At 71.8% G+C, this 10,969-nt stretch carries 11 protein-coding genes; 2 read left to right on the plus strand and 9 right to left on the minus strand.

The window, feature by feature from the left end; genetic code table 11:
- Positions 1–113: 113 nt before the first annotated feature.
- The 8 genes from AB0M08_RS40845 to AB0M08_RS40880 are packed head-to-tail and all read right to left on the minus strand — an operon-like array spanning position 114 to position 8,325.
- Positions 114–725: a class II aldolase/adducin family protein gene (locus tag AB0M08_RS40845; protein WP_364505661.1), complete on the minus strand. Its 612-nt coding sequence runs from the start codon at positions 723–725 to the stop codon at positions 114–116.
- Positions 719–1,819: a phosphotransferase gene (locus AB0M08_RS40850; RefSeq protein WP_364505663.1), complete on the minus strand. Its 1,101-nt coding sequence runs from the start codon at positions 1,817–1,819 to the stop codon at positions 719–721. Before AB0M08_RS40850 ends, AB0M08_RS40845 begins: the two co-directional genes overlap by 7 nt.
- Complete coding sequence (locus tag AB0M08_RS40855) at positions 1,816–2,811, minus strand: nucleoside hydrolase (RefSeq protein ID WP_364505665.1); 996 nt, start codon at positions 2,809–2,811, stop codon at positions 1,816–1,818. Before AB0M08_RS40855 ends, AB0M08_RS40850 begins: the two co-directional genes overlap by 4 nt.
- Positions 2,808–3,833, minus strand: coding sequence for a hypothetical protein (locus AB0M08_RS40860; RefSeq protein ID WP_364505667.1), 1,026 nt, complete (start codon positions 3,831–3,833; stop codon positions 2,808–2,810). Before AB0M08_RS40860 ends, AB0M08_RS40855 begins: the two co-directional genes overlap by 4 nt.
- Complete coding sequence (locus AB0M08_RS40865; protein ID WP_364505669.1) at positions 3,830–4,735, minus strand: ABC transporter permease; 906 nt, start codon at positions 4,733–4,735, stop codon at positions 3,830–3,832. The genes AB0M08_RS40860 and AB0M08_RS40865 overlap by 4 nt, the downstream gene beginning before the upstream one ends.
- Positions 4,732–5,781, minus strand: coding sequence for a hypothetical protein (locus AB0M08_RS40870; RefSeq protein WP_364505671.1), 1,050 nt, complete (start codon positions 5,779–5,781; stop codon positions 4,732–4,734). Before AB0M08_RS40870 ends, AB0M08_RS40865 begins: the two co-directional genes overlap by 4 nt.
- A complete protein-coding gene (locus AB0M08_RS40875; protein ID WP_364505673.1) occupies positions 5,771–7,282 on the minus strand; it encodes an ABC transporter ATP-binding protein in 1,512 nt (503 codons plus the stop codon). The genes AB0M08_RS40870 and AB0M08_RS40875 overlap by 11 nt, the downstream gene beginning before the upstream one ends.
- Positions 7,279–8,325 (minus strand): BMP family ABC transporter substrate-binding protein, encoded by a 1,047-nt coding sequence (locus AB0M08_RS40880; RefSeq protein WP_364505675.1) that lies wholly within the window; start codon positions 8,323–8,325, stop codon positions 7,279–7,281. Before AB0M08_RS40880 ends, AB0M08_RS40875 begins: the two co-directional genes overlap by 4 nt.
- Before the next feature lie 140 nt (positions 8,326–8,465).
- Here AB0M08_RS40880 and AB0M08_RS40885 point away from each other — a divergent pair, with 140 nt between their 5' ends.
- Complete coding sequence (locus AB0M08_RS40885) at positions 8,466–9,188, plus strand: GntR family transcriptional regulator (RefSeq protein WP_364505677.1); 723 nt, start codon at positions 8,466–8,468, stop codon at positions 9,186–9,188.
- A 16-nt stretch (positions 9,189–9,204) separates the two neighbouring features.
- Positions 9,205–10,203, plus strand: a complete 999-nt coding sequence (locus AB0M08_RS40890) for an adenosine deaminase (protein ID WP_364505679.1) — start codon at positions 9,205–9,207, stop codon at positions 10,201–10,203.
- Between the two features lie 121 nt (positions 10,204–10,324).
- Here AB0M08_RS40890 and AB0M08_RS40895 read toward each other — a convergent pair whose 3' ends face one another.
- Complete coding sequence (locus AB0M08_RS40895) at positions 10,325–10,963, minus strand: hypothetical protein (protein ID WP_364505681.1); 639 nt, start codon at positions 10,961–10,963, stop codon at positions 10,325–10,327.
- Positions 10,964–10,969 lie beyond the last annotated feature (6 nt).

Genomic DNA, 10,969 nt, shown 5'->3' on the forward strand with positions numbered 1-10,969 from the left:
TCTTCGCCACCGCGGCAGTATCCACGGCGTCAGTTGTCATGGTCATCAGATGCGTCTCCTTGATCAGGAGTTACACCGTTATTTGTACAGTCCCGCTGCCGGCCCGCCACGACCTATGAATGATGTAGATCTTGGAAGGCGTCCGGTGGGAAGGTCGTGGTGTGGTCGCCCAGGGTCAGCGACCGGTATGTGGCTATCGCGGCCTCCTCCAGGTTGAGGGCGCGGCGGTAGGCCATCTCGGTCGTGGGGCCGACCGTCGTGCAGCCGTGGTGGGACATGATCACGCAGTCGTGGTCGGTGAGGTGGGCGGTGGCCTCGTCGGCCAGGGCGTCGGAGCCGTTGGGGCGGTACGGGGTCGTGGCCACCGCGCGGACGTAGAAGGCGTGGTCCAGCGTGAGCAGGCGGATCTGGTGGCCGAGCGCGTCGAGCAGGACCGCGTGTTGCGGATGGACGTGGACGACGGCGTTGATGTCCGGGCGGTGGCGGTATGCCCGGTGGTGCAGCTTCCACTCGCTGGACGGGGGCGGGCCGCCCAGATGGTTGCCGTCCAGGTCGAGGAGGGCGAAATCGGCCGGCGTCAGGGCGTCCAGCCAGGTGCCCGCCGCGGTGACCACGAAGTGATCGGTATCGGGCACGCGGGCGGAGAGGTTGCCGCCGCTGGCGATCACCAGGCCGGAGCCGACGGCCGAGCGGCCGATGGAGATCAGCTGGTCGACGATCACCACGGCGGCTCCCCGAGGGCGGCGGTGAGCGCGGCGAAGTCCGGAAGCGACGCCCGTTCCACGATCATCGTGCGCGCCGAGCGTGCCACCCAGGCTGCGGCTTCGGGGCGTCCGGCCAGCTCACGAGCGTGGGAGTAACCGATCACCCGGCGCATCGCCTCGGTGCCGGCGAAGGCGAGGGCGTCGGTCCAGATCGCGGAGAGGTGGCCCGCGGGCGGGTCGACCTTTGAGCGATACGCGGTCTCGAACGCGTCCCAGCTGACCGCGATGTCACCCACGATCCCGGCGGTCAGGCAGTTACCCCAGTAGACGCCGAGATCGAAACCGGACGGGCCGAGGAACGCGAACTCGGGGTCGAAGATCCGGACGGCGGCCGGGTCGCCGTCCGGGGCGACCATGATGGAGCCGGAGTGCAGATCGCCGTGGACCAGGCTCTCACTGTGGGTGATGAAGATGTGGCGCACGTCGGCCATCGCGCGCGCCAGCGAAGGGTCCGCGCGTAGCCCGGCGACGAGGTCGTCCAGGGCCGGGTCGTGGTGGTTGTGCTCGTGCTCGAGGTACGGCTCGGTCAGCACCACGTCCAGCGTCATCTGGCACAGCTCGGGGTTCTGCACGGTCACGGCCAGCCGGGAGCGGGCGGCCAGGTCCAGCCCGAGCGGGCCGGTGCCCGCGGCGAGGCGACCGCAGAAGCGGCCGACCTGCGCGGCGACCTCCGGATGACGGCGGCCCGCGACGGTCTCGCCGCGCAGCACCCGCAGTGCGCTGAGATCGTCCATCACGATGGTGTAGGTCGCCGGATCGTAGTCGTGAACCGCCGGCACCAGGTCCGGATTGTGCTCGGCCAGGTGCCGGTACGCGGCGACCTCGAGCGCGGCCCGCTCCGGCCCGAGCGGCCAATCCTGCTGGACCCGGATCCAGGGCAGCGCCTGCTTCACGGCGACGCCGGTGCCCCGCGCGGGGTCCTGTACGAGGAAGACCCGGTTCAGGTTGCCGTCGCTGACCTCCTTCACCGTGGAAGACGATGGAAGATCGGAGATGCCGCGCGAGTGCAGGTGAGCGACGACCGTGGACGCCTCATGGTGCGGATAGTCGCTCATGCGCCGCGCCCCAGACGCTCATCCGCGGTCACCAGCTTCTCCAGGAAGTCCGCGAGGAACGCCGCGTGATCAACCTCGGTCACCACCACGGTCTCCGGTGCGTCCTCGTACGGAAAGACCGTGGGCTTGTCGTCCACCGTGCGCATCAGCCGGGCCCGGGTCGCGAACCCGTCGCTGCGCACGTTGACCGGCCCGCGCAGCGCGGTGCGGACCAGCTCGGGGTGGATCATCACGCCGGCGGCCAGGCCGTCGTGTGCGGCGCAGATCCGGCGGCCCCACTTCTCCTGGTAGAAGTCGAGGTACGCCTCGGTGACCGCGTGACTGAACCGGGCGATCGGAGCGTCCACCGCGCCGAGCCGGGCGATGAACTCCTCGTCCATGATGGTCGGGGTGGTGACGTTGACGCCGACCATCACCATGTGGGCGCGCGGTGCCCCGAACATCACGGCGGCGGCCTGCGGGTCGGCGGCGACGTTCGCGTCCACCTCCATCACGTCGCCGGGCTCCGCGTACGGCCCGGAGCCGCCCATGATGACCACCGAGCGGTACCGGGTGAGGACGTCGGGGTCGATCGCCACCGCGTCGGCGATGTTGCTCTGCGCGCCGAGCACCAGCAGGTCGAGTTCGCCGGGGTTCTCCCGCCCGAGGCGGACCAGCGCGTCCGCGGCGGACTCAGCGCTGGGCGTGGCCGGGACGCGGTCCAGGTCCTGATCGCCGAGCCCGTCGTGCCCGTGCACGAACCAGGAGTGCTTCGCGGGCTCGCCGCTGATCGGCCCCTCCCGCCCCGGGTGCACCGGGACCTCGTCGAGACCGCAGAGCCGCAGCACGTGCGAGACGTTCTCGATGGCGTGCGCGGTCGAGCAGTTCCCGAACGTGGTGGTGCAGGCGACGATCTCCACGCCCTCGGAGGCGGCGAGGTAGATGACGGCGAGCGCGTCGTCGATCCCGGTGTCGGTGTCGATCACGACGCGGCGGGTGGAAGCGGCGGTCATGCGGGAGTCCCTTCGATCAGCTTGTCGGGTGCGAACGCCCCGCGCCGGGTGACGACGGTGGTGATCAGGTGCGGCGGGGTGACGTCGAAGGCGGGGTAGAAGCCGCGCAGGCCCTCTCCGGCGGTGCGGACGCCCATCACCGAGAGGACCTCGTCCGGGTCGCGCAGCTCGATCGGCACCGCGTCGATGCCGGGCGCGGCCGGGTCCGGCTCGATCACCATGGCGTGGAACGGCAGCCCGAACTCCCGGGCGGCGAGCGCGACGGCCAGGGTGCCGACCTTGTTGACCACGTGGCCGTCCATGGTGACCCGGTCCGCGGCGGTCAGCGCGACGTCGACCATCCCGCGGCGCATCGTCTCGGCGACCATGCCGTCGGTGACCAGCGTGGTCGGTACGCCCATCTCGACCAGCGAGGGTCCGGTCAGCCGGGCGCCCTGCAGGTACGGCCGGGTCTCGGTGCAGACGAACTCCCAGGACTTCCCGGCTGCCCGCCCGGCCATCACGGTCTCGACCAGGTACGAGTCGGCCCAGCAGTGGGTGAGCACGCGTGCGCCGTCCGGGATGATCGCCGCGGTGGCGGCCCCGAGCGCACGGCAGTCGGCGAGGTAGCCGTCGGCGGCACCGGCCGCGGCGGCCGCGGCCCGGTCGAGCAGCGAGGCCGCGTCCAGGTCGGCGTCGAGCGCGGCGACCGCACCGGCCAGGCCCTCGCGGATGTGGTTGTTGGTCGGCCGGGTGGCGATCAGCCGCTGGGCGGTGCGCCGCAGTTCCCGCCGTACGTGATCCGGATCGGTCGCGCCGGCGAGCGAACGGGTGGCGAGCACGAAGCCCGCCGTCGCGGCGAAGAGCGGGCCGCTGCTCTGGGTGACCATCTGCTCGATGGCGACGGCGACGTCCTCGACGGTCGGGCAGACGACCCAGGAGCGCTCGAACGGGAACACCCGCCGGTCCAGAATCTCGACTCCCCGATCGGTGAGGCGCACGCTGTCGGCCAGCAGCGGGCGGTCCAGGGGGGTAGCGGTCATTGTGTCACCTTCTGGAGAGAGGGCCGCCTGATCGAGGTCAGCAGCAGCACGACGAGGGTGATCAGGTAGGGGGCGGCGTCGGTGGCCTGCTGGGGGAGGCCCAGGCCCTGGAGCCGGAAGCCGAGCGCGTCGGCCGCGCCGAAGACGAGGCAGGCGCCGAGGACCGGCCACGGCCGGCTGCGGCCGAGCATCACCGCGACCACCGCGACCCAGCCGCGCCCGGCGGTCATCTGCTCGCTGAACAGCTGGACGTTGCCGAGGGCGAGCTGGGCCCCGCCGAGTCCGCAGAGCGCGCCGCAGAACAGGATCGCGGCCCACTGGTACGCCGAGACGGGTACGCCCAGGCTGCGGGCGGCCTCCGGGTTCTCGCCGATGCCGCGCAGCCGCAGGCCCCACCGGTGCCGGGACAGGAAGAGCGAGATCGCCGGGACCAGCAGGACCGCGATCAGCACGGCCCAGCTGCTGGCGCCGAGCACGTCGCCGAGCACCGGGATCGCGCCGATCGGGGTGTCGGCCAGCCGGGTGAAACCGGCGAGCCCGGGATCGCTGTAGGTGCCGGTGCGGCCGAGCAGCGTCCGCAGCAGGAACCCGGTGAGGCCGACGGCGAGCAGGTTGGTGCCGATGGCCAGGATGATCGGGTCGGCGCGCAGGCCGATCGCGCCGGCCGCGAGCACCGCCGCGAGGATCAGCGCCGCGGCCATCCCGGCGAGCGCGCCGAGCAGGGCGCTGCCGGTCTGCGCGGTCACCGCGACCGCGGCGAAGCAGCCGACCAGCATCTGCCCTTCCAGGCCGATGTTGAAGACGCCGACCCGGGAGCAGACCGCGCCGCCGAGGGCCGCGAGCAGGACCGGGCCGACGGCGAGCACGACGGCCGCGAGGAATCCGAGCGAGAGGATGTTCACCGCAGGCCCGCCTTGGCTCGGGCGCGACGCGAGCGCGCCGCGACGATGACGACGAAGGTGATGACCACGCTCGCCTGGATGATCGCGGTGAGCTGCCGCGGCACGCCGACGTCGCGTTCCATGCCGGTGCCGCCGACCTGCAGGGCGGTGAAGAGCAGCGCGGCGGCGAAGAGTGCGGCCGGGCGGCCCCGGGAGAGCATCGCGACGGTGACGCCGGTGAACGTGTAGCCGGGGACGGTCAGCGCGCCGTCGATGAACCGGTAGGGCGGCGCGGCGACCAGCAGCGCGCCGACGAGTCCGGCGATCGCCCCGCTGGCGGCGAGCGAGAGGGTGAGCAGCGACGGCACGTTGACGCCCGCGTACCGGCCGAACCTCGGGTTGGCGCCGACGACCCGCAGGTCGAGACCGGTCGTGGTCCGCGCGTCGACGACCCAGTAGGCGACGAAGACCAGCAGGATCACAATCAAACCCGTGTTCACGTACGGGCTCCAGTCGCCGAGACTCGGCAACCGCATGTCCACCGGGAGCCGCTCGGTCTGCGGGGTGCCCGACCCCTCGTCGGCGAGCGGATAGCGGGCCAGATAGGAGGCGAGCGAGACGGCCGGGAAGCCGAGCAGCAGGGTGGAGATGATCACCGGCACCCGCCCCCGGAGCAGCAGCGGCGCACTGATCGCGGCGAGGAGCCCGCCGGCCAGCGCGGCGGCCAGCGCGGCCAGCGCGAACGTGAGCAGGCCCCAGTCCGGCAGGGCCAGCGCGACCCCGGCGCCGGTGATCCCGCCGATCACCAGCTGGCCGTCGCCGCCGAGGTTGAACTCCTGCATCCGGAACGGGATGGCGAACGAGACGGCCATGCCGAGCACCGGCGCGAGCGCGGCCACCACGTACGGGAGATTGGTCTCTTCGAAGACGCCGTTGATCAGGGCGGAGTAGCCGGTGATCGGGTCGATCCCGCCGATCGCCAGGACGATCGCGCCGACCGCGAAGGCGGCGAGCAGCGCGGGGAGGGCGGCGCCGTCGGCGAGCGGGCCGCGCAGTTTAGCCAGCATGACGATCACCCGCGTTGGTCATCGCGGCACCGATGGACTGCTCGCTCATCCCACTGCGGGGTATCTCGGCGACGACCCGGCCGTCGACCATCACGTAGACCCGGTCGGCGAGCGCGCAGAGCTCGGTCAGCTCGTTCGAGACCAGAAGGACCGAACGACCCCGGTTCCGGTACGCCAGCAACTCCCCGTGGATGTACTCGATCGCGCCGATGTCCACGCCCTGCGTGGGGTTCTCCGCGATCAGCAGGTCGGCGTCGTGCCCCAGCTCGCGGGCGATCACCACCTTCTGGGCGTTGCCACCGGAGAGCGCCGCGACCGGCGTACCGGGCCCGCCGCCGCGGACGTCGTGCCGCTCGATGAGCCGGTGGGCCGCGGCGCCGGACCTGCGCGGGGAGAGCCAGCCGAAGCCGCGGCGCTGCCCGACCGCGACGTTGTCGGCGATGGAGAGCTGCGGTGCGGTTCCGACGCCGCGCCGGTCCTCCGGCACGTAGGCGATCCCGGCACCGCGGCGGCGCCGCACGTCCAGGCCGTCGACGCGGACCCCGTTGAGGCTGACCGCGCCACGGCAGGGCCGCAGCCCGACGACGGCCTGGACCACTTCGCTCTGGCCGTTTCCGGTCACGCCCGCGATGCCGACGATCTCGCCCCGGCACACCGTCAATTCTTCGACCCGGATTTCGGTACGGGCTCCGTCGGCGGTCACCCGCAGATCGGTCAGCGTCAGGACGGTCTCGGTCGCGGCCGTCTCCGACTCGTTGGTGACCGGCACGATGCTGCGCCCGGTCATCGCCTCGGCGAGCGCGGCGGCGGAGGTCTCCGCGGTCGGCAGCGACGCGACCACCGCACCGCGGCGCATCACGGTCACCCAGGAGCTGACCGCCATCACCTCGTCGAGCTTGTGGGTGACCAGCACGACCACCGCGCCGCCCGCGGCGAGCCGGCGCAGCGAGGTGAAGAGCAGGTCGGTCTCGGCCGGGGTCAGCACCGCCGTCGGCTCGTCGAGGATCAGCACGTCGGCGCCGCGGTAGAGCGCCTTGAGGATCTCCACCTGCTGGCGGAGCCCCATCGGCAGCTCACCGACGGTCGCGTCCACCGGCAGGTGCGACCCGTACCCGGTGATCAGCTCGGCGACCTCGGCGCGGGCCCGCCTGCGGTCGATGATCCCGCCGGCGCGGACCGGCTCGGCGCCGTAGACCACGTTGTCGGCGACGCTGAGGCTGTCGAAGAGCTGGAAGTGCTGGTGGACCATGCCGACGCCGTCGGCGATCGCGTCCCGCGGGGAGGCGTACGCGACGCGCTCGCCCCGGGACTCGATGTGGCCGTCGTCCGGGCGCTGCAGTCCGTAGAGCAGCGACATCAGCGTGGACTTCCCGGCGCCGTTCTCGCCGACCAGGGCGTGGATCTGCCCGGCGTGCAGGTCCAGGTCGACGGCGTCGTTCGCGACCAGCGGCCCGAACCGGCGGGTCAGCCCGGCCGCCCGCAGCCGTGGCGGCTCGGTCACTTCGCGGTCAGCGGGTCGGCGACGGTGATCTCCCCGGAGATGATCTTCGCCTGGATCTCCTTGACCTTGGCGATCACGTCCGGGTGGTCGGCGATCAGGCAGCCCGAGGTGGCCACGTCGTCCTGGAGACCGGTGAGGCCCACGCCGCCGTCGGCGAGCCCGTACTCGGTGGATCCGCCGGGCTGGCCGCCGAGGATCTTCTCGACCGCGGCCGGGATGGCGATGTCGAGCCGCTTGATCGCGTTGTCGACCACCACGCCCTTCTCGTCGCCGCACTGGTTGGTGTCGACGCCGAACGCGTAGAACCCGCCGGCCTTCGCGGCCTGGAACACCCCGGTGTTACCGGCCGAGGCGGAGGCCATCACGTAGTCGGCGCCGTCCTCGCCCAGCGTGGTCGCCTGCGCGTTGGCCCGGGCCGGGTCACTGAACGGGTTGTTCCCGCCGACGAAGAGCGGGGTGAAGCCGATGGTGGAGTCGACCGACTGGGCGCCCGCGCCGAACGGGTCCGCGAAGCGCCGGATGAACGGGGTGTCCAGCGCGACGACCGCGCCCACCTTCTTCTTCTCGGAGAGCAGCCCGGCCTCGACGCCGGCCAGGTAGACCGACTCGTACTCCTTGAAGCGGGCGCAGGTCAGGTTGGCGGCCGGCTTCTCCGGGCAGGAGTCGATCTGCAGGAACTGCTGGTCAGGGTAGTCGACCGGCATCTCGGCCATCGCGTCGTCGAAGCTGAAGCTGACCGTGATGACCAGCTCCGGCTTGAGGTCGACGGCCGACTGCAGGTTCTGGGCCATGCTCGTCGGGTCGGTGCTCTCGAAGGTCTTCAGCGTCGCGCCCGCCGCGGTGGCCGCGGCCTTGGCGCCCTCCACGGAGAGGTTGAGGAAGGCGTTGACGCCGATCGGGTTCGGCGTGACGAGAACGATCAGCTTGTCCGACGCGCCGGACGCGCCGGTGGACGGGGAACCGGCGGACGAACACGCCGACGCGGTGGTGACCAGACATGCTCCGGCTGCGGTGGCAGCGAGGGCCTTGCGGCGAAACGACATGGGGTCTTCTCCGTCCTGAGCACGGCCGATGCGACTCATTCAGTGATTGAACAACCTGCTGGTGTAACGTAAGCCGGACCAGTTGTCAGGTCAATCAACAACTGTGTCGGCGTCGTTAACTTCTGCTGGTAAGGAGACGCATGAGCCGTCGAGTCGCTCGGGCCATGCCGCTGCCCGATGTCGTCGCCACCTCGCTGCGCGAACGTGTCGGCCAGGAGTGGCACGCCGGGGATCCGCTGCCGACCGAGGCCGAGCTCGCCGCCGACTACGGGGTCAGCCGGCACACCGTGCGCCAGGCGCTGCTCAAGCTGCAGCGCGCCGGCGTGGTGGAGACCCGGCACGGGCTCGGCACCTTCGTCACCCGATACACGGCCTCGATCAGCGCGGGACTCCAGGAGCTCCGGTCACTGCACGAGCTGATCACCAAGCAGGGCCGGCGCGCCGAGTCGGTGCACCATGTCTTCCGGCGCCGCCCGGCCACCGCCGAGGAGGCCGAGCAGCTCGAACGCGCCGAGGGCACCGAGGTCGTCGACCTGCGGCGCTCGATCCTCGCGGACGGCCGTACCGTCGCGTTCGACTACTCGGTGATCGTCGGCGACGCGCTCCCCGCCGACCTCGACCAGGTGACCGGCTCGATGTTCGACCACTACGCGACCGGCGGCGTGCTGCCCGAGCGGGCCGTCGCCCGGGTCCGCGCGGTCATCGATCCGTCGATCGGCTGGGGTGAGGGCCGCAGCCCGCAGGGCCTCTACCTGCTGCTCGACCAGGTCCAGTACCTGCCCGGCGGCCGGCCCCTCTCGCTGTCGAAGATCTACTTCCTGGACGACGGCTTCGACTTCCTGATAGTCCGTCACGCCGAATAACCCCCGGAGACCCCCCTTGCTCGTCACACCCCCCACCGCCGAACTGCACGTCCACCTGGAAGGCACGCTCGAACCGGCGACGATCCTGGATGCCGCCCGGCGCAACGGCCTGCCGACCCCGGCCGCGAGCGCCGAGGAGCTGGCCGCCCGCTACGAGTTCACCGACCTGCAGTCGTTCCTGGACATCTACTACGCCAACCTCGTGGTGATGCGCACGGCCGAGGACTTCTACGCGATGACCGACGCCTACCTGCGGCGGGCGCGGGCGGCCAACGTACGCCGTGCGGAGATGTTCCTCGACCCGCAGACGCACACTCTCAACGGCATCGACCTCGCCGTGGTGATCGAGGGCATCACCGCCGCGATGGCCGACCACCCCGAGGTCTCCACCGGCCTGATCGCCTGCTTCCTGCGCCACCTCGGCCCGGACGCCGCGCTCGCCGCCTACGAGGAGCTGGTCCCGTACCGCGACCGGCTGCTCGGCGTCGGCCTGGACTCCACCGAGGCCGGCCACCCGAACCGCGACTACGCCCCGGTCTTCGCCCGCGCCGCCGCCGACGGCCTGCACCGGGTCGCCCACGCCGGCGAGGAGGGCGGCCCCGACAACGTCATCGACTCGCTCGACCTGCTCGGCGTGGAGCGCATCGACCACGGCGTACGCTGCCTGGAGGACCCGGCACTGGTCACCCGCCTGGCCGCCGACCGCATCCCGCTCACCGTCTGCCCCCAGTCCAACGTCCGCCTCAAGGTCGTCGGCGACATGAGCAGCCACCCCCTCCCGGCCATGCTCGACCTGGGCCTGGCGGTGAGCGTGCACAGCGACGACCCGGCGTATTTCGGCGGCTACGTCGACGACAACTACCGCGCCATCGCCACCGACCTGCCCCTCACCCCGTCCCACCTGCGCACCCTCGCGGCGAACTCCTTCGAGGCGGCCTTCCTGACCCCGGCCGAGCGCGCCGCCTTCCGCACCGAGGTCGACGCCTGGACCGGCTCCGCGACCTCGACCCGGTAACCAGGCCGGAAGCCGCCGGAGGAACACCGCGGAGGAGCGCGCCGGTGGCCGGCGGTGAGGGGTGTCCCGGAGGCCGCGAGACATCCCGCAGCGCCGGCCAGGAGCCGTTGCCGGGCGGGTGTCAGTGGTGCAGCTTGCCGAGCGCGGTGCGGGTGGCCTTCTCCAGGGTGACGGCGAAGGTGTCGTTCTGGATGCTGAAACCGCTCAGGACGACGGTGATGGTCGCGTCGCGGTCGGCGACGAAGGCGAGCTCCGAGCGGTAGGCGTCGACGTAGACGTCCGGGCCGGCCTTCTGGTAGGCCAGGACCTGCAGCGCGGCGGAGCTGTCGCCGATCGTGGGCAGGGCGATCGCCTCGACCCGGAGGCTCAGATCCGGGGTCTCGATCACCGGGCAGCGGGCGGGGAGGGATCGCGCGGCGGCGACCCTGGCCCGTGCGGCGCCGGCTCCGGGCTCGGCGAGTACCTCGACCAGGGACTCCACCTCCATGGCGTATTCGTCCTCCGTGCCGAAGGTGGTGGTGGCCGCGTGGGCGGGTGTGAACGGGGGGAGACGGCAGGAGCCGCCGTGGCCGAAGAGGGCGCGGGGAATGAAGTCATAGGGGTCGTCGGTGGCGGGCCGATAACGGGACGGCAGGTCGGCCGTGGTCAGCAACGTGGCGGCCAACCCGGCGGGCGGCGGCGCGGCCACGGCCGGGATGGCCGGGGTCGCCAGGGTGAGAGCGCCGAGGACGGCGGTGAGAACGGTCGACCTCTTGTTCATGAAAAG

The organism is Actinoplanes sp. NPDC051851 (assembly GCF_040681165.1).
Lineage (GTDB): Bacteria > Actinomycetota > Actinomycetes > Mycobacteriales > Micromonosporaceae > Actinoplanes.